Below are 24,142 nucleotides of genomic sequence, written 5' to 3'. Positions count from 1 at the left end.
AATCCGGCGGCGACACACGCAACGAATGCAGCGGCATGAAAACGATCGTTTACTTTGACAGCGGTTGCCCCGTCTGCGCCGCCGGCGCCGCCCACTGGCAGGGACGCGACTGGGCGCGACGCACCGAGTGGGTGGATCTCATGGTCCAGCCGGAGGCGCTGACCGCCGAGGGCGTCAGTTTTGCCGCGGCGATGGAAACCCTGCACGTGCGCGACCGTCACGGCCGGCTGGTGGCCGGCGGCGACGCCTTCCTCCTGCTGTGGGACCAGCTGCCCGGCTGGCGCTGGCTGTCACGCGGGGTGCGCGCGGCCGGCATGGAGCGCTTGTTCGACCGGGCCTATCGCTGGCACAGTCGGGGCAGGTTTGAGAAGCGCTGCAGCAGCGGGACCTGCCCGGTGCCCGGCGCGAGGAGCATGTCATGAAAGTCGCCCTGTTCGGTGGCACGGGTTTCGTCGGGAGCTACCTCGTCGATGCCCTGCTTGCGCACGGCCATGCGCCGCGCCTGCTGGTGCGGCCCGGCAGCGAGTCCAAGGTGGTGCAACCGGAGCGCTGCGAAATCGTTCCCGGCGACATCGACGATCGCGGCGCCATCGCCCGTTGCCTGGCAGGCGCCGAGGCCGTGATCTACAACATCGGCCTGCTGCGGGAGTTCCCGGACCAGGGCGTCACCTGGGAGAAGATGCATTACCAGGGCGCGGCGCGGGTCGTGGACGCGGCCGTCGCCGCCGGTGTGCAGCGTTTCGTGCTCATGAGTGCGAACGGCGTCAAGCCGGACGGCACCGGCTACCAGTCCACCAAGTTCCGCGCCGAGCAATACCTGGCGGCGAGCGGGCTCGACTGGACGGTGTTTCGTCCTTCCGTGGTGTTCGGCGACCCGCGCGGGCGCATGGAGTTCTGCAGCATGCTCTACGAGCAGATGCTCAAGCCGCCGATCCCGGCGCCCTTGTTCCACGCCGGGCTGTGGCCTGCCGGCGCCGGGCGCTTCCGCATGTCGCCGGTGGCGGTGGAGGACGTGGCCGAGGCCTTCGTGCGCGCCCTCGAGACGCCGGCCAGCGTGCGCCGGGTGTTCCCGCTGGGCGGTCCCGAGGCCCCGGAGTGGCGCGAGATCCTGCGCGTGATTGCCGCGGCCGCGGGGAAGCGCAAGCTGATGGTGCCGGCGCCGGTCGCGGTGCCGCGCGCCGCGGCGGCCCTCTTGGACCGCTTCGCCTGGTTCCCGGTGACCCGCGCCCAGCTCGACATGCTGCTCGAGGGTAACGCCTGCGACGGCAGCGAGGCCTGGTCGATGTTCGGTATCCAGCCGCGGCGCTTCGAGCCCGCTGCGCTGGCCTACGTGAACCCGAGCGCCTGATGGCCAGGCGACGCCCGCTCAACCTGGTCTTCGGCGCCAGCGGCTACATCGGCGGCCACCTCGTGCCTTACCTGCTGGCGGCGGGGAAGCGTGTGCGCGCCGTGGCGCGCGATGCGGCCTCCCTCGAGCGGCCCGGCTGGGAAACCGTCGAGCGCATGTCCGCCGACGCCCTGGAGCCGGACACGCTGGACGCCGTGCTCAAGGGCGTCGACACGGCGTACTACCTGGTCCATTCCATGGCCGCCGGGGCCGATTTCGGGCAGCTCGACCTGGAGTGCGCTGATAATTTTGCGGCTGCCGCGGCGCGTGCCGGCGTGCGCCGCATCGTGTACCTCGGCGGCCTGATCCCCGAGGGCGCGCGTTCCGAGCACCTGGTCTCGCGCAAGGAGACCGGGGATCGCCTGCGCCATGGGGCGGTCCCGGTGACGGAGATCCGCGCCGGCATCATCGTCGGGCCGGGCTCCGCCGCCTTCGAGGTGATTCGCGACCTGGTCGGTGCGCTGCCGGCCATGGTCACGCCGCGCTGGGTGCGCGCACGCATGCCGCCCATCGCGCTGGACAACCTGCTCGAATACCTGGCGCGCATCCCGGAGCACGAGGAGAGCGCGGGCCGCATCTATGACGCTGCCGGTCCCGAGATGCTGTCCTACGAAGAGTTGATGCGCATCTACGGCGAGGTGGTGGGGCGCAAGACGCGCATCGTGCCGGTCCCGGTGCTTTCGCCCATGCTGTCGTCGTACTGGCTGGGCCTGGTGACCACGGTGCCCACGCCCGTGGCGCGCGCGCTCATCGGCGGCCTGGCGCACGACATCCCCGCGGATCCCGAGCCGCTGCGCGCACTGGTGCCGCAGCGCCTGCTGGATTACCGGGCCGCCGTGAGCGCCGCGCTGGAGGCGGAGCGGCGCCAGGCGGTGGCGGCGCGCTGGACGGAAGGCGCGCTGATGTACCGCAACTACCGCCAGGACTACGCCTTTTACGCCAAGCGCAGTTCCGGCAGCGCCTCGACCACTGCTGCGCCCGGGGAGGCCTGGCAGGTGATCGCCGCCATCGGCGGCAAGAACCGCTATTACGCCCTCGATTTCCTCTGGACCCTGCGCGAGCTGGCGGACTGGTTCATCGGCGGCCCCGGCTTCAACCGCGGCCGACGCCACGAGCGCGAGCTGCGCGTGGGCGATACCGTCGATTCGTGGCGCGTCATCGGGCTCGAGCTCGAGCGCCGGCTCACGCTCCTGTTCGGCATGAAAGCGCCGGGCGCCGGCATCCTGGAGTTCGAGCTCGAGCCGGAGGGCGAGGGCACGCGCATCACCGCCACCGCCTACTGGCATCCGAAGGGCGCGTGGGGACTCCTCTACTGGTACCCGCTGGCGCCATTCCACGGCCTGATCTTCAGCCGCATGACCGAGGCGATCGCACGGCGCGCGGAATCCGGCGCGGACACGCCGCGCCTGGCGGCGGCGGAGAAGGGCTAGCTGCGTTTCTTGCGCGCCTCGCGCGACACCGAGGTCTGCACCTCGCGGTCATAGGCGTCCGCGAAGCGCGCGCCGACGACGGCGGTGAAGCTCTCGTCCGGGAAGCCCGCGATCGAGCGATAGGCTTCCTGGTACAGCTCCCAGTAACGGCTTTTCTGCGAGCTGGACAACAGCCCGCCGCCCTTGGCGCCCTGGCGGAAACGCTCCTCCAGTTCGCCGGGGTCGAGCTTGTCGAGCAGTTCGCGCACCGCCACCTGCATGGCCTTCATCACGGCGACCTGGTGGATGCGCAGGTCGCGCACGGCGTCTTCGACCGCCTGCAGCGGGCCGAGGTAAGCCTCCGGGTCGACGTCTTCCTGGCGGTGGAACATGTTCTCCAGCGCTTCTTCCGTGGTCGACATGAGCTTGATCGGGTTGTTGCCGGCGGCCTGGAAACCGGTCTGGCTGATACGGAACTGGCTCTTGGTCTTGCCGCGCTGTTCCAGCAGCACGCGCAGTCCGTCGGTGGCGCTGCGGATGAACTGCCCGGCGACGGCGATGATCTCGTCCTCGTCCTCGCGCGCGACGTTGGCCGGATCGAGGCCGGCATGCTCCAGCAGCATGCGCACAGCCTCCGTGAAATCGCGGCGCTCGCCGCCCCGCGGGGCGGCCTTGGGCAGGCCAGGCAGGTCGGGCACGCTGTCTAAGCGCAGCGAGTCGCCGGCGCTGGAGTGCGCAGACTCCTGCTGCTTGAGCGCCGCGACCTTCTTGCGGTCGACGTCCGCCTGGGTGTCGATTTCCGCATCCGTGACGCGGACGGTGGCGAGCATGTCGTCGCCCGCAGAATGACGACCGGAGAGCTGGCGGTCGAGCCGTTCCTGCGCGTCTTCGCCGGCCTCGGCGTGCTCGCTGAGCAGCTTCAGCGAAAGGGCGGCGGGATCCTCCTCCTTGCGCTTCAGGCGGGGGCCGCGCGACTCCTCCTCGTTCTGGCTCACCTGGATGATGCTGACGCGGAACAGGTAGTCGCCCATGCGCAGCTCGTCGCCGTCGTAGAGCCGGATCGGCGTGCCGCGGCCGACCGGCTGGTCGGAGCGATTGACGTAGACCCCGTTGGTGCTGGTGTCGCGCAGGTAGTAGGCGCCGTCACGGTAATCGACGCTGGCATGGTGACCCGAGATGTAGCGGTCGGGGTCCGGCAGCACCCAGTCGTTGTCCGAGGCCCGGCCGATGGAACCCCCATGCACGCTGAAGACCCGTACGCTGTCGGCGCCGAGAATGTGCTTCTGCTTGCTGACGATCTTCAGGGTCAGGGGCATTTGGATTCCGGCAAAACATTGACTTGAGGGCGTATGCAGCAAAAATAGGTTAAACGCGGCCCGGCCACAACGACACATTATGTGAACTGCGTCACGCTTTCCCGCCGCAGGTGGTCGCTTCCCCCCTCCGTTACAGTGAGTCCCATGGCAAACAGGCGCATCTACAAGGTCCTATTCGTCAACCAGGGCAAGGTCTACGAGATTTATGCCCGGTCCGTGTCCCAGGGCGACCTGTTCGGGTTCCTTGCGGTGGAGGAGCTGGTATTCGGCGAGCGCAGCTCGGTGGTGGTGGATCCGTCCGAGGAGCGCATCCGCTCGGAGTTTGCGGGCGTCCAGCGCAGTTATATCCCGCTGCATTCCGTGCTGCGCGTCGACGAGGTGGAGACGCAGGGCGTCAGCAAGATCAGCGCCATCGAGGGCGGCAACGTGGCCCAGTTCCCGCTGCCGGTGTACGCGCCGGGCACTGATTCCTCCCGCGGCAAGTAGGGTCCCCGGTGCGATTTTCCTGGCTGGCCAGCGGCAGTCGCGGCAACGCCGCGCTGGTGGAAGCCGACGGCCGCTGCGTCATGCTGGATTGCGGCCTCGGCCTGAAGGCGGCCGAGGCGCGGCTCGCAGCGCTCGGGCGCGACCCGGCCGACATCGAGGCCATCCTGGTGACCCACGAGCACAGCGACCACATCGGCGGCGTGGCGCGCTTCGCCACGCGTCACCGGCTGCGCGTGCTGGCCACCGCCGGGACCGCGAAGGGCTTTCGCATGACCCCGCCGCCGCGCCTGGAGCTGATCAGCGCACACGAACCCTTCGCGCTCGGTCCCTTCGAGATCACACCGGTACCGGTACCGCACGACGCGCGCGAGCCTTGCCAGTTCCTGTTCGCCGACGGGGCCGTGCGGCTGGCCATCATCACCGACCTGGGCCGGGTGACTCCGCACGTCGTCGCCAGCCTGCAGGGCTGCGATGCGCTGGCAGTGGAGTGCAACCATGACGAGGCCATGCTGGCCGGGGGGCCTTACCCGGAATCCCTGAAGCGGCGGGTCGGGGGCGGCCTCGGCCACCTCTCCAACGGGCAGGCCGCCGAGCTGCTGGCGAGCGTCGACATCGCGCGCCTGCAGCACCTGGTCGCACTGCACCTCTCGGACCACAACAACCGGCCCGAGCTGGCGCAACAGGCCCTGGCGGCGGTGCTGGATTGCCCGCCGCAGGACGTTGCGGTGGCGCGCCAGCAGGCCGGGCTGGACTGGCGCTCCCTGTAGGCGCCCACGGCGCGCGGCGGGCCCGGGTGGGCAGGGGGCGGCGTCTGTCGTAAAATCCCGACGCCCCCCAGCCCGCGGCCCCAGGAAATCATGCTGACTCTGCCCGGTGCGCCGGCCTTCTCCCAGTTCCGACTCGACAAGCGCCTGGAGGACTTGCGCGCCGCCTGTCCCGCGGTCACGGGCGTTGCCGCGCGCCACATGCATTTTGCCGACCTGGAACGCGACCTGGACGAGGCGGAGCTGCGCCTGCTCAAGCGGCTCCTGACCTACGGGCCGTCGCGCGCCGTGGCCTTCCCCGAGGGCGAGTTCCTGCTCGTGGTGCCGCGCTTCGGCACCATTTCCCCCTGGTCCAGCAAGGCCACCGATATTGCCCACAACTGCGGTCTCGGCATGGTGCGCAGGCTCGAACGCGGGATCGCCTGGCACCTGGTGACCCGGCGGCCGCTGGAAGCGGCGGAACTCGATAGCGTCGCCGTGCTGTTGCACGACCGCATGACCGAGTCGGTGGTGCGACGCGTCGACGAGGTGGCGCGGCTGTTCGAGCGCCACCAGCCGGCGCCGCTCGGCACGGTGGACCTGCTCGGTGGCGGGCGCGAGGCGCTGGTGCGCGCCAATGGCGAGCTCGGCCTCGCGTTGTCCGAAGACGAGATCGATTACCTGGCGGCGCATTACCTCGACACCGGGCGGAACCCGACCGACGCCGAGCTGATGATGTTCGCCCAGGCGAACAGCGAGCATTGCCGCCACAAGATCTTCAACGCCGACTGGATCGTCGACGGCGAGGCGCAGCCGAAGTCGCTGTTCGCCATGATCCGCAACACGCATGAGAAGTCGCCGGGCGGCGTGCTTTCGGCCTATCGCGACAACGCCGCGGTGATGGAGGGCTGGGAGGCCGAGCGCTTCTTCCCGGCGCCGGCGGACGGCAGCTACGGCTACGTCGCCGAGCCGGTGCACATCCTCATGAAGGTGGAGACCCACAACCACCCGACCGCGATCTCGCCCTTCCCGGGCGCTGCGACCGGCGCCGGCGGCGAGATCCGCGACGAGGGCGCCACCGGCCTCGGCGCCAAGCCCAAGGCCGGGCTGTGCGGGTTCTCGGTCTCGCACCTGCGCATCCCCGGCTACGAGCAGCCGTGGGAGCAGGACGGCCCGGGCTTCCCGGGGCGCATCGCCACGCCGCTGGAGATCATGCGCGACGGGCCGATCGGCGCCGCCGCCTTCAACAACGAGTTCGGCCGGCCCAACCTGGCGGGCTACTTCCGCACCTGCGAGCTGCCCGTCGACGGGGTGGTGCGGGGCTACCACAAGCCCATCATGATCGCCGGCGGCCTGGGCAACGTGCGCGCCGGGCACGTGGAGAAGGGCGAGGTCGCGCCGGGCGCGCGCCTGGTGGTGCTGGGCGGCCCCGCCATGCTCATCGGCCTCGGCGGCGGCGCGGCGTCATCCATGTCCAGCGGCGAGAGCAGCGAGGACCTCGACTTCGCCTCGGTGCAGCGCGGCAACCCCGAGATCCAGCGCCGCGCCCAGGAAGTGATCGACCGCTGCTGGGCCCTGGGCGAAGACAACCCGATCATGCTCATCCATGACGTCGGCGCCGGCGGCCTGTCGAACGCGCTGCCCGAGGTCATCGACCACAGCAAGCTCGGCGGCCGCATCGAGCTGCGCCAGGTCCCCAACGACGAGCCGGGCATGTCCCCCATGGCCATCTGGTGCAACGAGGCCCAGGAACGCTATGTGCTGGCGGTGGCGCCTGAACGGCTCGAGGCCTTCGCCGCGATCTGCGCGCGCGAGCGCTGTCCCTGGGCCGACGTCGGCGAGACCACGGTGGAGCGCCGCCTGCTGGTGAGCGACGCGCTGTTCGGCAACGCGCCGGTGGACATGCCGGTGGAGGTGCTGCTGGGCAAGCCGCCGCGCATGACGCGCGAGGCCGGGCGCATGGCGCGGAATGGCGACGCCCTACCCGGCGACATCGACCTGCGCGAGGCGGCCCTGCGCGTGCTGCAGTTCCCTGCGGTGGCCGACAAGACTTTCCTCGTCACCATCGGCGACCGCAGCGTCGGCGGGCTGAGCGCGCGCGACCAGATGGTGGGGCCGTGGCAGGTGCCGGTGGCGGACGTGGCCGTGACCAACACCGGTTACCGCGGCTACACCGGCGAGGCCATGGCCATGGGCGAGCGCACGCCGCTGGCGCTGCTGGACCCGCCCGCGTCCGGCCGCATGGCGGTGGGCGAGGCCATCACCAATATCGCTGCCGCGGCGGTGCCTTCGCTGGGCCACGTGCGGCTGTCGGCGAACTGGATGGCGGCCTGCGGCGAAAGCGGCGAGGACGCCGCCCTGTTCGACACCGTGCGCGCGGTGGGCGAGGCGCTGTGTCCTGCGCTGGGCATCGCCATCCCGGTGGGCAAGGACTCGCTGTCCATGCGCACGCGCTGGGAGACGCCGGAGGGCGAGCGTGCCGTGGTGGCGCCGTTGTCGCTCATCGTCTCGGCCTTCGCACCGGTGGAGGACGTGCGCCGCACCCTGACGCCGCAGTTGCGCATGGAGCTGGGCGAGACGGAGCTGTTGCTGGTGGACCTGGGCGGCGGGCGCAACCGCCTCGGCGGTTCCGCGCTGGCCCAGGTGTACGGCTGCATCGGGCAGGCGCCGCCCGATCTCGACGAGCCGGCCCGCCTGGCGACGTTCTTCGCGGTGGTGCAGGACCTCAACGCCCGCGGCGAGCTGCTGGCGTATCACGACCGCTCCGACGGCGGCCTGCTCGCGACGCTGGCCGAGATGGCTTTCGCCAGCCGTTGCGGGCTGGAAATCGACATCGCCTGCCTTGCCGGCGAGTCGCTGGCGCTGCTGTTCGCCGAGGAGCTGGGCGCCGTGCTGCAGGTGCGCAGCGGCGGGCTGGAACGCGTCCAGGACGCCTTTGCCACGGCCGGGCTGGCGGATTGCGTGCATCTCATCGGCCGGCCCGTCACTGAGCCGGTGCTGCGCGTCCACTGCGGCGCGGAGTTGCTGCTGGAGGCCTCGTGCCGCGAGTTGCGCGACGCCTGGTCGCAGGTGACCCTGCGCATGCAGGCCCTGCGCGACCACCCCGAGTGCGCGCGCGAGGAGCATGCCGCGCGTCTCGACGACGACGATCCGGGCCTGCATGCCACGCTCAGCTTCGCGCCCGGGGACGACATTGCGGCGCCCTTCATCGCGCGCGGCGCGCGACCCCGTGTCGCGATCCTGCGCGAGCAGGGCGTGAACAGCCAGGTGGAAATGGCTGCGGCGTTCCATCGCGCCGGGTTCGATGCCGTCGACGTGCACATGAGCGACCTCATTGCCGGGCGGCGCGCCCTGGACGAATTCCGCGGCCTGGTGGCCTGTGGCGGCTTCTCCTACGGCGACGTGCTCGGCGCGGGCGAGGGCTGGGCGAAGAGCATCCTGTTCAACCCCCGCGCCCGCGCACAGTTCGAATCTTTTTTCGCGCGCGGCGAGACCTTCGCCCTGGGTATCTGCAACGGCTGCCAGATGATGTCGGCGCTGAAGGAAATCATTCCCGGCGCCGGGCTGTGGCCGCGTTTTGTGCGCAACCGCTCCGAGCAGTTCGAGGCACGCCTGAGCCTGGTGCGCGTCGAGGAGAGCGGCTCGCTGATGACGGCCGGCATGGCCGGCTCGGTGACGCCGATTGTCGTCTCGCACGGTGAAGGCCGTGCGGAATTCCGCGACGAGGCTCACCAGCAGGCCTGCATCGAGGCCGGGCTGGTGTGGCTGCGCTACGTCGACCATTACGGCCGCGTCGCATCCAGCTATCCCGCCAACCCCAACGGCTCGCCCGAGGGCATCGCCGGGCTCAGCTCTGCGGACGGGCGCGTCACCATCGCCATGCCGCATCCGGAGCGCGTGTTCCGCACCGTGCAGCATTCCTGGCACCCGGACGGCTGGGGCGAGGACAGCCCCTGGCTGCGGCTGTTCCGCAACGCGCGCGCCTGGGTGGGCTGAAGCCCGTTCCTGCCTTTACTGCGTCGCCGGACTTGACGCGACGTCCCCGGATTCGTGAGAGTCAGCGCCATGGAAGCCGGCGCGGGCCGGCGCAGCACTGGAGCGGAGGCGAACGAACATGATCCTGGTCGCGGGGGCGACGGGCGAGCTGGGGCGGGCCATCTGCCGGCAGCTCACGGAAAAGGGCGGCACGGTCTATGGGATGGTGCGGTCGAGTTCCGCGCCGGAGGCGGTCGCAGAGCTGGAGGCGCTCGGTGTGCGACCGGTGCAGGCGGACCTGGACGATGCGGACTCCCTGCGCGAGGCCTGCAGCGGCTGCGATGCCGTGGTCTCGGGCATGACGGCCATGGGGCGGCCCGGCGACAGCATCGACAAGGTGGACCGGGACGGCCAGCTGGCACTGGTGGACGCCGCGGCCGAGGAGGGCGTGGAGCGCTTCGTGTACATGTCCTACTCGGGCGCCATCGGCAAGGACGACCCGCTGACGCTGGCCAAGCGCGCGGTGGAACGGACGCTGAAGCACAGCGGTATGAGCTGGACCGTGCTGCGGCCGTCCTACTTCATGGAAACCTGGTTGTCGCCGGCGCTCGGCTTCGACGTCGCCGGCGGCCGCGTGCGCATCTTCGGCGAGGGCCGCGCGCCCATCAGCTGGGTGGCGCGGGACGACGTGGCGGCGTTCGCCGCCGCGGCGGTGGACAGCGAGGAAGCGCGCAACGCCACCCTCGAGATCGGCGGCCCCGAGGCCATCGCCCCGCTCGACGTCGTCAAGCTGTTCGAGGAACTGGCGGGACGGCGGCTGGAAGTCGAACTGGTCAGCGAGGCCGAGCTGCTGGCGGCGCAGAAGGCTGCGCGTGCGCCCCAGGAGCGCAGTCTCACGGCATTGATGCTGGCGTACGCACGCGGCAATGCCGTGCCGATGGAGGACATCGCAGAGCGCTTCGACCTGGAGCTGACGCCCTTGCGGGACTGGGCCGTGCGGCAGGCCGGCGACGCGGACTGAGGGAACGTCGGGGGCCGTCGGGCGCGTCAGCCCGAGACGAGCTCGTTGCCGCGCGCCACCGCCGCCTCCGCGTCCGTGGCGTAGCCGTCGGCGCCGAGCTTCTGCCACAACCCGGGTGCGTCGCTGAAAGCCAGCCCGCCGACCATGATGCGCACGGGCCGGTCCTCGATGCGCCGCAACGCCGCGATGGTGTCGGCGACTTTCGGCAGCTGGACGCTCAGCGCGGCCGAGACCACCACCAGGTCGGCATCGAAATACTGCACCGCGGCAGCCATCTCGGCGGCCGGCACGCTGGCGCCGAGGTGCACGGCGCGCCAGCCGGCGATGTCGAAGAAATCCGCCAGCACCCGCACGGCGATGTCGTGCGCGTTACCGGCCACGGCGGCGCACACCACGGTCTTGCCGTTCGGAGCCGCGCGCTCGGCGCGGTGGGCCAGCAGCGTCATGAGCCGTTCGGTGGTGTAGGTCACCACGTGCTCCTCGACGATGCCGAGCTCGCCCGCGTGCCACAGCCGGCCGATTTCGCGTTGTGCCGGCACCAGCACCTCGAGGTAGGCCTGGCGCACCGGCATGCCCGCATTCACCGCATCCAGCACCAGCTCGGTGCCCTTGCGGCTGTCGCCTTCGAGCACCGCGGCGAGATACGCCAGGGCAAGGCGTCCCTGGGGCGTCGCAGGGTCGATGAGCTGGTCACCGGATTCGGCCGGCGTGTCCAGCACCGCCAGCGCATCCGCCAGCAGCGCGGCTGCGCCGGGCCGCGCCGGTGCGGGCAGTTCTTCAGCCAGCACTGCCGCGAGGGCTTCCAGGCTGGCGCGCAGGTCGCTTTCCGGGACCTCGCGCGCACCGAAAGCGCGCCGGGCCCAGTTCACCCGGGCCCGGAACAGCTCCGGCTCGCCCAGCCTCAGCGCCGTCGCCAGTTCGACGATGCGCTGCGCGAGGGCCGACTTCCAGGCACCGACGGCGTCGGCGCCGAAGCGCGCCGCGACTTGTGGATGCGCCGCCAGCAGCCGCTCTGCCGCGAGCGCGGCATAGCCTGAAGCACTGATTTCCAGCAGGTCGGCGGTGAATGTGTCGGCTTGGCTCATGCGATGATCATCATTGGTTGCCATGGTCCGCGTGTTCGCATGCGGGACGCCGTGCGGATTCGCAGGATTATAATGCAGCCTCGCCAAGATGCCCGCCCGCGATGCAGGCGGCCGGCCTGAACCACGGAGCCCAGCAATGCCAGCAACCCACCGAGCGCCAGCGACCGCATCGCTCGACGCGCTTTATCCCGCCCATCACGAGGCCCTGGCGGCGCGCTACACCCGCCTGCTCGAGGACCTGCCCTTCGGCGGTGTGGCGGTCTATTCCGGCATGCCCGTGTACCGCTTTCGCGACGACCAGAGCTGGCCCTTCCGCGCCGGCGCGTTCTACCAGCAGTGGGTGCCCTGCGAGGACCATGCCGGGGCCGTGCTGCTGTTCCGCCCCGGGCAGCGGCCGCTGCTGGTGCTGCAGATGCCGCGCGATTACTGGCACTCCGTGCCGGCGGCGCCGACGGGTGACTGGGTGCGGCATTTCGAGCTGGTGGTGGTCGACGACGCCGCCGGCCTCCGCGCGGCGCTGCCGGACGGGCTGGGCGACCTGGCGCTGGTGGGCGAGGCTGACGCCACGGTGGCGGACTGGGGCTGGGGCGAGATCAATCCGCCCGCCGTCCTGTCGGCGCTCGAGTTCTCGCGGCTGTACAAGACGGACTACGAGGTGGCCTGCATCCGGGCCGCCAACCGGATCGCGGTGCGCGGCCACATGGCCGCACTTGCCGCCTTCCAGGGCGGGGAGAGCGAGTTCGGCATCCATCTCGCCTACCTGGAGGCCACGGGTCACGCCGAGGCCGAGTTGCCCTACGCCAACATCATCGCGCTCAACGAGCACGGCGCCACGCTGCACTACGGCCGGCTCGACCGCGAACCGCCGGCGCAGCGCCTGAGTTTTCTCATCGACGCCGGCGCGCGCTGCCGCGGCTACGCCGCCGACATCACGCGCACCTGGCCTGCCGAGCCGGGCGGCGAGTTCGCTGCGCTGGTGACCGCACTCGACCATGCGCAGCAGGACCTCATCGCCGCGCTACGCGCCGGGCATTCCTACATCGACGTGCACGAGGACGCCCAGCTCGCGGTCGCGGTCATTCTCGAGGACTTCGGCATCGTGTCCATGGCGCCGGACGACATGGTGGCGACCGGGGTCAGCAACGCCTTCCTGCCGCACGGCGTGGGCCATCACCTCGGGCTGCAGGTGCACGACACCGGCGGCAAGCTCGCCCGCCCCGACGGCAAGTGCATTCCGCAGCCGGAGGCCTGGCCCTTCCTGCGCAACCTGCGCCCGGTGGAGGAAGGGAACGTGTTCACCATCGAGCCGGGGATCTACTTCATCGACTCGGTGCTGGAGCACCTGCGCGAGTCACCGTTGGGCGCCAGCGTGGACTGGGATGCCGTGGAACGCCTGAAGCCCTATGGCGGCGTGCGCATCGAGGACAACGTGTGGATGGGGCCGGACGGCCCGGAGAACCTCAGCCGCGAGGCCTTTTAGCCGGAAGAGCCGTTACGTCGCGGGGTCTCGGAGCGGTCGTCGCCGGCTTCGTCGGACTGCTCCGCCACGTAGCGGCGCATCATCATGGCCTGCTGCAGGCGACCCTTGCGCACGTAGCTCTCGTAGAGGATGTCGCGCATGAACTCCATCAACACGCCCGCATCGATGGCCGAGACCAGCGGCATTCCCTCGCGCGCGGCATCGGTGTCGAACAGCACGCGTCGCACCGTGTTGAAGGTCGTGCCCTCGACTTCCGCCAGCGTGCGGATCTCGTTGCACTGCTCGAAGATGCGGATCTTGCCGGTCTCGCCGAGGTCCTTGAAGACGAACTGGATGGCGCGCCGGCACATGGAGGCGAAAGCGTTCAGCGCATTCATGCTGTAGCACTCCAGCGCTTCGCGGAACAGCAGCTCCAGCTCCTCGGGCAGGTAGGTGAAATCGAAGCTTTCTTTCGGTCGCTCGACTTCAGAGAAATTGGAGGAGAGCTCGACCTGTTCCTCGGTGTAAGCCTTGACCGGGAAGCGCAGGAACACCGGGGCATTGCAGTTGTCGCAGCGGAATACCAGCCCGGTCTCCGGCGGCTTGTGGCGCATCAGCTCGCCGTAGTTCGGCACGGCGATGGGCGTCATGTGGGAGAACACGCCGCAACAGGCGCAGGTCAGCGCGAAATGCTGACCATGATCGTGGTGAAATTCACCATCCCTGTCGACGAATATGGGCATGCGCCCGCTCCCCCTGGTGCCGTGCCGAAAGCCTGCAACCAAGGCGAGTGTAGCCGAAATTTCCGCGCCTACGCCAACCTGCTCGTTATGTAAAATCAAGGCTTTGGGCGTGGAAGCTAAGACAGCCTCCACGCCCGGCCCCGGGTCCCGCCAGGCGCGATCGGCCGCCCTCAGGGCTTGACGAAGCGCAGCGTCATGCGATCGCTTTCGCCGATGGCCAGATACTTGTCCCGGTTCTCCTCGCCGTGCCGCAAGCTCGGCGGCAGGGCCCAGACCCCGCCCGGATGATCGGCCGTGTCCTTGGCGTTGGCATTGATCTCGGAGCTCGCCTCGAGCTTGAAGCCGGCGGCCTCCACCTGCTCCACCAGCCAGTCCTGCGGCAGGTATCCGCTGTCCTTGCCCGCCTCGGGATCGGCGCCCGCGGGGGCGCGGTGCTGCACGATGCCCAACTTGCCGCCGCTGCGCAGCACCGCATAGGCGTCGGCCAGGAACGCCTCGAGCGTGCCCTGGCGCATCAGGCTGTGCATGTTGCGGAAGGTCAGCACCAGGTCGGCGCTGCCCGGGGCGCCCAGCGCGTTGTCGGTACCCGCCTTGTAACCGATCACTTCGACCTGGTCGTAGACCTCCGGTGCCGCGGCCAGCTTGGCGAGAAACTCGCCGCGCACGCGCTGCATGTAGGCGGATTCCGCGTCTTCCGGGAAGTGGGCGGCGATGAGCTTGCCGTGGTCGCGCACCGCGGGCGCCAGGATCTCCGTGTACCAGCCGCCGCCGGGCGAGACTTCCACGATCACGTGGTTCTGGTCGAAGCCGAGGAAACGCAGCGTCTCCACCGGGTGGCGCGCGCCGTCACGCGCCGTGAAGGCCTCGGTGCGATGGTCGCCGGCCACGGCCTTGGCGAGGGCGTCGTGATCGTGCGCTGCGGCCGGGGTCGCCACCACGGCGGCGGCCAGGGCGAGGGAACAAATAAAGCCTGCTTTCATCGATGCATCTCCGGGATGGCTGGGCAAGTCGAGGAGCGAACTATACCAAGGCCGGCGCGGCCGGCGGCGTGCAGGACTTGTCTTCGCCGGCACTAACCCGGAAGATTCGCGCCCCATGGCCATCGAAACTTTCCCCGTCGAACTCGCCTGGCGCCGTCACGCTACGCCCCACGTGCTGCACCTGGCGTTCCGTCCTGCCGACGGCAGCGCGCTGGGCTTCGTGCCCGGCCAGTTCCTGAACCTGCATTTCGAGACCGAGCACGGCAACACCCACCGCAGCTACAGCATCGCCAATCCGCCTGGCGCTGACGGCCTGATGGAGATCGCCATGTCGCCGGTGCCCGGCGGGCTGGCGAGCGATGCGCTTGCGGCGCTCGAGCCCGGCGACGTGATCCAGGCCAGCGGTCCCTTCGGCCGCTTCGTGCTGCGCGAGGAGCCCGCCTGCCGCTACGTGCTGGTCGGCACCGGCACCGGCATCACGCCCTACCGCGCCATGCTGCCCACGCTGCAGCAGCGTCTGGGCGAAGGGTTCAAGGTGCACATCCTGATCGGCGTGTGGCGGCGCGAAGAGCTGCTTTTCGGGGCGGATTTCCGCGCCTTCGCCGATGGGCAAGAGGGCGCCGAGTTCAGCGCCTGCTACAGCCGCGAATTCCCCGCCGATCCGGGGCCGTGGGAACATAGCGGTTACGTGCAGACCCGCTTCGCTCATCTCGGTCTCGATCCCGAGAAGGACATCGTCTATCTCTGCGGCAACCCCGGCATGATCGACGAGTCCGTCGAGGTGCTGAAGGCGATGGGCTTCACGCTCAAGCAGCTCAGGCGCGAGAAGTACCTTTCGGCGCGGCCGGCCAGATAAGAAAAAGGGCCTCCCCATCCGGGGAGGCCCTTGGGCCAACCATTCAGTCAGCTATCGATGCGCGTGGCGCTTAACGCCCCTTGCCGCGCAGGTTGATGGTCTTCTTCTTGGGCTCTTCTGGCCGCGCGATGGTGATGGTCGGCGAGGTCCAGATTTCCCAGTGATCCGGGTTGGACGGATCGCCGTTTGCCTTGAGCGCGCGAATCGCCATCTTGTAGTCACCGTTCGGCACGATCTTGAACAGGTCGCCGTTGCCGACGCTGTGCTCGCGGGTGCCGTCCCAGGGCACTGCGAAGAAGGTCTGACGTGTGCTGCTCCGCCCGAGATAGTCGATGGCAAAGTAGGTCGAGAATACAGGGTGCACCGGGGCTTCAGTGCCTGCATCCAGGACCTGGAACTCCAGTCGCTCGACGTGATGGCCGACGTTGAAGAGCAGGTACGGGAAGTCCTCGTTCTCCATCGTGAAGGTCGCACCTTCGAAGTAGATGGTCCAACCCGTGGCGGTGGGTCTGGCCAAGCCAGGAACCAGGTCTCGGCCGGGTACGATCTGATCGAAGACATCCTCGCTAAGCGGGTTAATCAGTTGGTAGTCCCCGAGATAACCCGCGTACGGTACACGCAGCATCGTGTCACCGCCGCTCAACGTAATATAGCCGCCGTACAGCTCGTCCTGGCCGGGCGCGGTGAAGACGGTTGCGTTGACCGTGGCGCTGCCGCCCGCTGGCACGGTGACCGATTCCGCCTCGAACGCCACGCCCGAGCCGCCGAGGAAATACCCGATGCCTGTCGCTCCGGGATTGTCCGGCGGACCCGACGGGATCGAGCGGGTGACGCCGATCACTGCGGTTTCCGCTTCGAGGTCCAGCGTCACGTCGTCCGCGCCGCTGTTGTAGACAGTCAGCGAGACCGGGTGCGTGCCGGCCTCGCTCTCGCCGAGCGACAGCTTGCCGGGGCTCACGCGCACGGTACCTTCGACCGCCGCCACTATATCGATCATGCCCGCGCCCTGACGCGCGACCGGCCCGAGGAAGCCCGAGAGCGGGTTGCCGGACCAGACTTTAGGCTCTGCGGTGTTCTGCAGGATATCCCGGATATGGCTGGCGGGCGTGTCCGGCTTGGCCTCCAGCAGCATGGCCACCGCGCCGGCGACATGTGGTGCGGACATCGAAGTCCCGCTGAGTGTCGCGTAGCCACCAAACTCAAGCGGGTAGGTTGCGAAGATCGCGCCGCCTGGCGCGCCGAGGTCCGGCTTGAGCTCCAGGTCCGGCGAGAGGCCCCAGGACGAGAAGCCGGAGATCAGACCGCCTGTCGGGTTCGGGAACCTTGCGCTGCCTTCCTGCCAGGTGATCTCAGCTGAGTCGAGGCCCCGCAGGAACAGTCCGTCGGTGCCGGATATGCTGACGACCGGGACATCATGACCGGGGTCACCGCCCAGGGTGCCGGAGAAAAGTGGCGCTGAGCTGTTGTAAATGACCACGGCGGTCGCGCTCGCATCCACGGCATTCTGGGCCTTCTCGGCAAAGTTGCACCCGCCCCGTACGGCGAGCGCGGTCTTGCCTGCGGGATCGGCCAGGAGGTCGCCGTCGGCGTCGCAAGCGCGTCCTATGAAAACATATTCCTCGGTACCGGACATCGGGGCTGGGGCGGAGAATGACATTACGCCATAGGCGACATTCTGTCCGCCGGCCTCGAAGAAGGGCGATAGTGTCGCAGCGTTGTCGTATGACGCTACGCCGATGACGTCACGGCCGATTCCCGGCGCACCGCCGGAGAACGTGCCGAATGCGCCACTGTTTCCTGCCGAGGCAATCACCGATACGCCGAGCTCGACCAGCCGGTCACCGACGACGGCAGTCGGATACTGGGGCCACTGGTACGCTGCGCCGAGGCTCTGGTTGACGACGTCCATGCCGTCCAGGTAGGCGCGCTCCAGGGCCGCAATGATCACGTCCGCGCTGGAGGATCCCTCACAGCCAAACACCCGGTAGGCGCCGAGGGTGACCTCGGGCGCGACGCCGGTGACGCCGTCAGGCTCTGCGGCCTTAGCGCCGACGATACCGGCGACGTGGGTACCGTGGCCGTTGCAGTCGTCTGGATCGTCATCGGGCGCCGGGGTGCTGGTCTCCGGGAAGCGGGCGTCGTAGTCATCGCCTACGAAATCGAAGCCGTACGCAACTTTGAAGCCGGGGCCAAAATCACCACCCAGGTCGGGATGGTCGTAATCGATGCCGGTGTCGATGATAGCGACCTTGACGCCCTCACCAGTGAGGCCGAGCTCAGAGCGCGCGATATCGACCCCGGTCAGCGAAATTGCCGCTTCGACGTCACCCTTGCTGCCGGGATCGGGTCGGGGCGGCGCCTGGACGTCGACCACGGGATACACGTTCTTGACGCCCGGAACGGCGCGCAGCTTGCCGGCGTCCGCGAACGAGGCCTCGATGGAGAAGCCGTTCCACAAAGTCTGGTATTCGAAGCGCTCCTTGAAATTGATGCCGGCAGCCTTGGCTGCGCGGCGGAACGCGGCCTGTTCATTCTTCACCGCCCCGGGCGTCACGCCCTGGGTGGTCGCCGGGCCGCTCAACTCGACGAACCACCGCTTGGGCGTCTCGTCCTGCGCAATGGAAATCTGGGTGGCATTTACGGACGCAGTCGTGGCGGCGTGTGACAACGGTGCGCCCGACAGCGCCGTGGCCACGGCCGCCGATACGATTACGGCAAGCGGTGCAAGTTTCATCGGCCCCTCCTCAGGGAATTGTTGTTTTGACCGACGAACCCTGCCCGTTGTCCGGGCCAAGCCGTCCGGTCGTACTTTTGGGTGATTTCTGCCCGCCGCCGACGCTCCCCAGAGCCGTCAAACTGCGAACTACGTCACGGAAAGTACCTACAGTCGGGGGCGTTTACAACTATGCCGTCCGGGTCTTGCCGGACGCATTGGACAGAATCCGGAAACAGCGCAAAATTATATAATTTTCTTGTACCTGAGACGGTGTGGCTGGGCTGCTTCCTCGCCCTTGCGGCGCTTGAGATCGGCCTCGTAATCGGCGTAGTTCCCTTCGAAGAACGCCACCTCGCTGTTGCCCTCGAAGGCGAGGATGTGGGTGGCGATGCGGTCGAGGAACCAGCGGTCATGTGAGATCACCACCGCGCAGCCGGGGAACTCGAGCAGCGCCTCTTCTAGCGCCCGCAGGGTTTCCACGTCGAGGTCGTTGGTGGGTTCGTCGAGCAGCAGCAGGTTGCCGCCGGCGCGCAGCACCTTGGCGAGGTGCACGCGGTTGCGCTCGCCGCCGGACAGGTTGCCGACGTGCTTCTGCTGATCCGGGCCCTTGAAGTTGAAGCGCCCGACGTAGGCGCGCGAGGGTGTCTCGTAGTTGCCGACACGCAGCACGTCGAGGCCGTCCGAGATTTCTTCCCACACGGTCTTCTTCGGGTCCAGGGCGTCGCGGCTCTGGTCGACGTAGGCCAATTCTACGGTCTCGCCGCGGCGGATCTCGCCGCCGTCGGGCTGCTCGGTGCCGACCAGCATGCGGAACAGCGTGCTCTTGCCGGCACCGTTCGGGCCGATGACGCCGACGATGGCGCCCTTGGGAATCTCGAAGGAGAGATTGTCGAACAGCAGGCGGTCGCCGAAGCCCTTCTTGACATTCTTCGCCTCGATCACGAGGTCGCCCAGGCGCGGGCCCGGCGGGATGTAGATCTCGTTGGTCTCGTTGCGCTGCTGGTAGTCACGCGAGGACAGTTCCTCGAAGCGCGCCATGCGGGCCTTGCTCTTCGCCTGGCGCCCCTTGGGGTTGGTGCGCACCCACTCCAGTTCCTGTTTCATGGCCTTGATGCGCGCGGCCTCGGTCTTCTGTTCCTGCTCCAGGCGCTGCTCTTTCTGCTCCAGCCAGGAGGAGTAGTTGCCCTTCCACGGGATGCCGAAGCCGCGGTCAAGTTCGAGGATCCAGCCGGCCACGTTGTCGAGGAAGTAGCGGTCGTGCGTGACGGCTACCACGGTGCCGGAATAGTCCTGCAGGAAGTGCTCCAGCCACGCCACGGACTCGGCGTCGAGGTGGTTGGTGGGCTCGTCGAGCAGCAGCATGTCGGGCCGCGACAGCAGCAGCCGGCAAAGTGCCACGCGCCTGCGCTCGCCGCCGGAAAGCTTCGTCACGTCTGCATCCCAGGGCGGCAGGCGCAGGGCGTCTGCAGCGATCTCCATGGTGCGCTCGGTTTCATGGCCGCCGGAGGCCTGCAGCAGGTTCTCGAGCTCGGCCTGTTCCTTTGCCAGCGTGTCGAAGTCGGCGTCGGGTTCGGCATAGGCGGCGTAGATCTCGTCGAGCCGTGCCTGCGCCCCCTTCACGTCGCCCAGCGCGTCTTCGATGTTGCCGCGCACGTCCTTGTTCGGGTCGAGCTGCGGTTCCTGCTCCAGGTAACCGATGCGGGTCCCCGGCTGCGGCCGCGCCTCGCCCTCGATCTCGGTGTCGATCCCGGCCATGATCCTGAGCAGCGTGGACTTGCCCGAGCCGTTCAGGCCGAGCACGCCGATCTTGGCGCCCGGGAAAAAGGACAGGGAAATGTCGCGCAGGATGTACCGCTTGGGCGGCACCACCTTCGCGACGCGGTTCATCGTGTAGATGTACTGCGCCATGGCTTGAACTTGGGGGTGTTGCTGGGAAAGGGCCGGCATTATGCGCCACCCGCCGTGGGCGTGTCACTTTGCCGGGCGGTGGTTTATGCTCGGTCGAAACGGTCCCTGGATGGAGTGCCGGGTGTTTCTCAAGCGCAGGAAGAAAGGCGAGGTGCGGGTCCTCGCCGGGGAGTCGATTGCCGACTACGGTTTCGGCAATGGGCACCCGTTCGGTCAGGATCGCCATGAGGTGTTCCTGCGCGGCCTGCGCGAACACGACCTCGAGTCGCGGGTGTGGATCGAGGATCCGGAACGCCCGGCCAGCCGCGCCGAGCTCGAGCTGTTCCACACCGCCCGCCATGTCAGTTTCATCGAACGCATGTCGGTGGAGGGCATCGGCTTCCTCGACGACGGCGACACGCCGGCCTTCCCCGGCGTCTACCACACGGCCGCGAACGTGGTCGGCGCGACGCTGCAGGCGGGTGAGTTGCTCGCGACCGGCGAAGCGAAGCGCGTCTTCGTGCCCATCGCGGGCCTGCACCACGCGGCGCGCGACAAGACCTCGGGCTTCTGCGTCTTCAACGACATCGGCGTGCTGATCGAAAACCTGCGCAAGCGGCACGGCATCCGGCGCATTGCCTACGTCGATATCGACGCGCATCACGGCGACGGCGTGTACTACGGCTTCGCCTCGGATCCCGACGTGATCTTCGCGGACATGCACGAGGACGGGCGCTTCCTGTTTCCCGGCACCGGCGCGCGCAACGAGACCGGTATCGGGCCCGGAGAGGGCGCCAAGCTCAACATCCCCCTCCATCCGGGCGCCGACGACGAGGAGTTCGTCGAGGCCTGGGGCGAGATGGAGGCATTCCTCGAGGATGCCAGGCCGGAGTTTTTCATCCTCGTCGCCGGGGCCGACAGCATTGCCGGGGATCCGCTGACGCACCTGCAGTTCAGCGAGGACGCGCACGGCGCCGCGGCCAGGGCCGTGTGCCGGCTGGCCGACCGCTACGCCCAGGGCCGCGTGCTCGGCCTGGGCGGCGGGGGTTACAACCGGCGCAACGTCGCCGCCGCGTGGAGCCGGGTGGTGAAGGAGTTCGCCGACAGCGTCTGAGGTAAAATGACGCTTTGACCCCGCCCCGGAGACCCCCATGTTCAGCCCCGACATGAAAATCGCTGGTTTCGACGACGAACTCCAGGCCGCGCTCGATGCCGAGCGGCGCCGCCAGGAAGAACATGTCGAGCTGATCGCTTCCGAGAACTACGCCAGCCCGCGCGTGCTCGAGGCGCAGGGGTCGGTGCTCACCAACAAGTACGCCGAGGGCTACCCTGGCAAGCGCTACTACGGCGGCTGCGAGTACGTGGACCAGGCCGAGGAGCTCGCCATCGAGCGCGCCAAGCAGCTGTTCGGCGCCGACTACGCCAATGTGCAGCCGCACTCGGGCTCGCAGGCCAACGTCGCGGCCTTCATGGCCATGATCGAGCCGGGCGACACCATTCTCGGCATGAGCCTGGCCCATGGCGGCCATCTCACCCACGGCGCCAAGGTCAACTTCTCCGGCCGCGTCTATCACGCCATCCAGTACGGGCTGACGGCCGACGGCAGCGAAATCGACTACGAGCAGGTGGCATCGCTCGCAAAGCAGCACCAGCCGAAGCTGATCATCGCCGGCTTCTCGGCGTACTCCCGCGTGGTGGACTGGGCGCGCTTCCGCGAGATCGCCGACTCGGTCGGCGCATTCCTCATGGCGGACATGGCGCACATCGCCGGCCTGGTGGCCGCGGGCGTGTACCCGAGCCCGGTGCCCCATGCCGACGTGGTGACTTCCACCACCCACAAGACCCTGCGCGGCCCGCGCGGCGGCATCATCCTGGCGAAGAGCAACGAGGCGCTGGAAAAGAAGCTCAACTCGCTGGTGTTCCCGGGCACCCAGGGCGGTCCGCTGATGCACGTCATCGCGGCCAAGGCGGTGGCCTTCAAGGAGGCCCTGCAGCCGGAGTTCAAGGCTTACCAGCAGCAGGTGGTCGACAACGCGCGCGCCATGGCGGCGACCCTGATGGAGCGCGGTTATCGCATCGTCTCGGGCGGCACCGACAACCACCTGTTCCTGCTCGACTTGATCGACAAGAACATCACCGGCAAGGATGCGGATGCCGCGCTGGGCCGGGCCAACATCACGGTGAACAAGAACTCCGTGCCGAACGACCCGCGCTCGCCCTTCGTCACCAGCGGCATCCGCATGGGCACCCCGGCCATCACCACGCGCGGCTTCGGCGCGGCGGAGTGCCGCACGCTGGCGGGCTGGATCGCCGACGTGCTCGACAACATCGAGGACGAGGACACCATCCGGCGCGTGCGTGGCCAGGTTCTCGAGCTGTGCGGACGCTTCCCGGTCTACGGCTGAGCCGCCGGCCCGGCTGAGCGCCGCCTGGAGCCGCCATGTACTGCCCCTTCTGTCGCCACGAGGAGACCAAGGTCATCGACTCGCGGCTGGCGGGTAACGGGCTGCAGGTGCGGCGCCGGCGCCAGTGCCTGGCCTGCGAGGAGCGCTTCACCACCTTCGAGACCGCCGAGCTCGTGCTGCCGCGCCTGGTCAAGCGCGACGACCGGCGCGAGCCCTTCGACGAGGGCAAGCTGCGCGCCGGCGTGATGCGCGCGCTGGAAAAGCGCCCGGTGTCCGCCGAGGACGTGGAGGAGGCGATTTCCCGCATCCTGCAGCGGCTCATGACCACCGGGGAGCGCGAGCTGCCGTCGAATTTTGTCGGCCAGCTGGTGATGGACGAGCTGCGCGGCCTCGACGAGGTGGCCTACGTTCGCTTCGCCTCCGTGTATCGCAGCTTCCAGGACGTGGAGGAGTTCCGCCAGGAGATCGAGCGCCTGCGTGACGCCGCCCCGATCGGCAAGGAACAGATGTCGCTGCTGCCGCGCGAGGGCAAGTGAGCGACCCGGGCGCGACGCTGGCGGAGTTCACCGCGACGGACCGCCGCTGGATGGCGCGCGCGCTGGAACTGGCGCGCGCAGGCCTGTACAGCGCGGCGCCCAATCCGCGCGTCGGCTGCGTGATTGCGCGCGGCGATACGCTGCTCGGCGAGGGCTTCCATGCCCGCACCGGCGGCCCGCATGCCGAGATCGAGGCCCTTGCCGCCGCCGGCGCGGCCGCACGCGGCGCAACCGCCTATCTCAACCTCGAGCCCTGCAGCCACCACGGCCGAACGCCACCCTGTGCGGATGCACTCATCGCCGCTCGCGTGGCGCGCGTGGTGGCGGCCATGGAAGACCCGAACCCGCGCGTGGCGGGGCAGGGTTTCGCCGCGCTGCGCGCCGCCGGGATCGAGGTGCAGAGCGGGCTCATGGCGCAAGAGGCCGGGGCACTGAACGCCGGCTTCGCCAGTCGCATGGCGCGGGGCCGGCCGCGCGTCACGCTCAAGGTGGGCGCCAGCCTGGACGGGCGCACCGCCATGGCCTCGGGCGAGAGCCAGTGGATCACCGGGCCCGAGGCGCGCGCTGACGTGCAGCGCCTGCGCGGCGAGAGCTGCGCAGTGGTGACGGGGAGCGGCACGGTGCGCATGGACGATCCGCGCCTGGACGTGCGGCTGGAGCCGGAGCTCACGCGGGGGCGGCAGCCGCTGCGGGTCGTGCTCGACGGACGCATGCAGACGCCGCTCTCGGCGCGTATCCTCGCGCCGCCCGGCCACGCCGTGGTGTGCGTGCCGGATGTCGCGGCGCCGGGCGCGCAGGGCCTGGCGGCGGCCGGGGCCGAGATCGTTGCACTGCCGCGCGGGGCCAAGGGCCTCGACCTGGACGCCCTGCTGCAGCTGCTCGCGGAGCGGGAATGCAACGAGGTGCTGGTGGAAACCGGCGCCCGGCTGGCGGGCGCCTTTCTCGCCGCCGGCCTGGTCGACCGGCTGGTGGTTTACCTGGCGCCGGCGCTGCTCGGCAGCGATGCGCGGGGCATGTTCGACCTCCCCGGACTGAAGCACCTGTCGGAGCGGTTACAATGGCGCTTTACCGACGTCACGCCGGTGGGGACGGATCTCCGCATCACCGCCGAGCCGGCCTGACGCCCGTCCTGCAGCAG

Annotated in this window: 19 protein-coding genes; 13 read left to right on the top strand and 6 right to left on the bottom strand. The window is 69.1% G+C overall.

Annotated elements, in window-relative coordinates:
* Positions 1-35: 35 nt before the first annotated feature.
* The 3 genes from G8346_RS11430 to G8346_RS11420 are packed head-to-tail and all read left to right on the top strand — an operon-like array spanning position 36 to position 2,817.
* Positions 36-422: a thiol-disulfide oxidoreductase DCC family protein gene (locus tag G8346_RS11430; RefSeq protein ID WP_166051315.1), complete on the top strand. Its 387-nt coding sequence runs from the start codon at positions 36-38 to the stop codon at positions 420-422.
* Positions 419-1,348, top strand: a complete 930-nt coding sequence (locus G8346_RS11425) for an SDR family oxidoreductase (protein ID WP_166051313.1) — start codon at positions 419-421, stop codon at positions 1,346-1,348. Before G8346_RS11430 ends, G8346_RS11425 begins: the two co-directional genes overlap by 4 nt.
* Positions 1,348-2,817: an SDR family oxidoreductase gene (locus G8346_RS11420; RefSeq protein ID WP_166051311.1), complete on the top strand. Its 1,470-nt coding sequence runs from the start codon at positions 1,348-1,350 to the stop codon at positions 2,815-2,817. Before G8346_RS11425 ends, G8346_RS11420 begins: the two co-directional genes overlap by 1 nt.
* Here G8346_RS11420 and tagH read toward each other — a convergent pair.
* Positions 2,814-4,112 carry a type VI secretion system-associated FHA domain protein TagH gene (tagH, locus tag G8346_RS11415; protein ID WP_166051309.1) on the bottom strand — a complete coding sequence of 433 codons (1,299 nt, stop codon included), beginning with the start codon at positions 4,110-4,112 and terminating at the stop codon, positions 2,814-2,816. The genes G8346_RS11420 and tagH overlap by 4 nt on opposite strands.
* A gap of 144 nt (positions 4,113-4,256) precedes the next feature.
* On the opposite strand from tagH, the gene G8346_RS11410 reads away from it, so the two are divergent.
* The 4 genes from G8346_RS11410 (at position 4,257) to G8346_RS11395 (ending at position 10,337) form a co-directional block, all read left to right on the top strand.
* The gene (locus G8346_RS11410) at positions 4,257-4,598 is read left to right on the top strand and encodes a DUF1820 family protein (RefSeq protein WP_166051307.1); all 342 of its coding nucleotides are present in this window, start codon (positions 4,257-4,259) and stop codon (positions 4,596-4,598) included.
* Between the two features lie 8 nt (positions 4,599-4,606).
* Entirely contained in the window at positions 4,607-5,365 is a 759-nt protein-coding gene (locus G8346_RS11405; RefSeq protein ID WP_166051305.1) for an MBL fold metallo-hydrolase, read from the top strand.
* Between the two features lie 90 nt (positions 5,366-5,455).
* The gene (gene purL / locus G8346_RS11400; protein WP_166051303.1) at positions 5,456-9,337 is read left to right on the top strand and encodes a phosphoribosylformylglycinamidine synthase; all 3,882 of its coding nucleotides are present in this window, start codon (positions 5,456-5,458) and stop codon (positions 9,335-9,337) included.
* Positions 9,338-9,455: 118 nt separating this feature from the next.
* On the top strand, positions 9,456-10,337 hold the full coding sequence (locus G8346_RS11395) for an SDR family oxidoreductase (protein WP_166051302.1): 882 nt from the start codon (positions 9,456-9,458) through the stop codon (positions 10,335-10,337).
* 26 nt (positions 10,338-10,363) lie between these two features.
* On the opposite strand, the gene G8346_RS11390 is transcribed toward G8346_RS11395, so the two are convergent.
* The gene (locus G8346_RS11390) at positions 10,364-11,422 is read right to left on the bottom strand and encodes a B12-binding domain-containing protein (protein WP_166051292.1); all 1,059 of its coding nucleotides are present in this window, start codon (positions 11,420-11,422) and stop codon (positions 10,364-10,366) included.
* A gap of 136 nt (positions 11,423-11,558) precedes the next feature.
* Between G8346_RS11390 and pepQ the strand changes: the two genes are divergently transcribed.
* Positions 11,559-12,902, top strand: a complete 1,344-nt coding sequence (gene pepQ / locus G8346_RS11385) for a Xaa-Pro dipeptidase (protein WP_166051290.1) — start codon at positions 11,559-11,561, stop codon at positions 12,900-12,902.
* On the opposite strand, the gene G8346_RS11380 is transcribed toward pepQ, so the two are convergent.
* Positions 12,899-13,624 (bottom strand): hypothetical protein, encoded by a 726-nt coding sequence (locus G8346_RS11380; protein WP_166051288.1) that lies wholly within the window; start codon positions 13,622-13,624, stop codon positions 12,899-12,901. The genes pepQ and G8346_RS11380 overlap by 4 nt on opposite strands.
* 170 nt (positions 13,625-13,794) lie before the next feature.
* Positions 13,795-14,604 (bottom strand): class I SAM-dependent methyltransferase, encoded by an 810-nt coding sequence (locus tag G8346_RS11375; RefSeq protein ID WP_166051286.1) that lies wholly within the window; start codon positions 14,602-14,604, stop codon positions 13,795-13,797.
* Between the two features lie 115 nt (positions 14,605-14,719).
* Between G8346_RS11375 and G8346_RS11370 the strand changes: the two genes are divergently transcribed.
* Positions 14,720-15,460 (top strand): FAD-binding oxidoreductase, encoded by a 741-nt coding sequence (locus G8346_RS11370; protein WP_166051284.1) that lies wholly within the window; start codon positions 14,720-14,722, stop codon positions 15,458-15,460.
* 70 nt (positions 15,461-15,530) lie between these two features.
* Here the strand turns inward: G8346_RS11370 and G8346_RS15025 are convergent, their stop codons facing one another.
* Both G8346_RS15025 and ettA read right to left on the bottom strand, forming a co-directional pair.
* Positions 15,531-18,194 carry a S8 family serine peptidase gene (locus G8346_RS15025; RefSeq protein ID WP_166051282.1) on the bottom strand — a complete coding sequence of 888 codons (2,664 nt, stop codon included), beginning with the start codon at positions 18,192-18,194 and terminating at the stop codon, positions 15,531-15,533.
* Positions 18,195-18,419: 225 nt separating this feature from the next.
* Entirely contained in the window at positions 18,420-20,084 is a 1,665-nt protein-coding gene (gene ettA, locus G8346_RS11360) for an energy-dependent translational throttle protein EttA (protein WP_166051281.1), read from the bottom strand.
* 121 nt (positions 20,085-20,205) lie between these two features.
* Between ettA and G8346_RS11355 the strand changes: the two genes are divergently transcribed.
* Genes G8346_RS11355 through ribD form a run of 4 tightly spaced genes read left to right on the top strand, consistent with a single transcriptional unit; the run spans position 20,206 to position 24,125 of the window.
* Positions 20,206-21,177, top strand: coding sequence for an acetoin utilization protein AcuC (locus G8346_RS11355; protein ID WP_370520617.1), 972 nt, complete (start codon positions 20,206-20,208; stop codon positions 21,175-21,177).
* Positions 21,178-21,214: 37 nt separating this feature from the next.
* The gene (gene glyA / locus G8346_RS11350; protein ID WP_166051278.1) at positions 21,215-22,468 is read left to right on the top strand and encodes a serine hydroxymethyltransferase; all 1,254 of its coding nucleotides are present in this window, start codon (positions 21,215-21,217) and stop codon (positions 22,466-22,468) included.
* A gap of 35 nt (positions 22,469-22,503) precedes the next feature.
* Complete coding sequence (gene nrdR / locus G8346_RS11345) at positions 22,504-23,004, top strand: transcriptional regulator NrdR (RefSeq protein WP_166051276.1); 501 nt, start codon at positions 22,504-22,506, stop codon at positions 23,002-23,004.
* On the top strand, positions 23,001-24,125 hold the full coding sequence (gene ribD, locus G8346_RS11340; protein ID WP_370520615.1) for a bifunctional diaminohydroxyphosphoribosylaminopyrimidine deaminase/5-amino-6-(5-phosphoribosylamino)uracil reductase RibD: 1,125 nt from the start codon (positions 23,001-23,003) through the stop codon (positions 24,123-24,125). Before nrdR ends, ribD begins: the two co-directional genes overlap by 4 nt.
* Positions 24,126-24,142: the final 17 nt, after the last annotated feature.

The organism is Thioalkalivibrio sp. XN279 (assembly GCF_011089885.1).
In the GTDB taxonomy this organism is placed as follows: domain Bacteria; phylum Pseudomonadota; class Gammaproteobacteria; order Steroidobacterales; family XN24; genus XN24.
The sequence above is the reverse complement of the archived record's forward strand: the minus strand, read 5'-3'. Positions and strand labels throughout refer to the sequence as shown.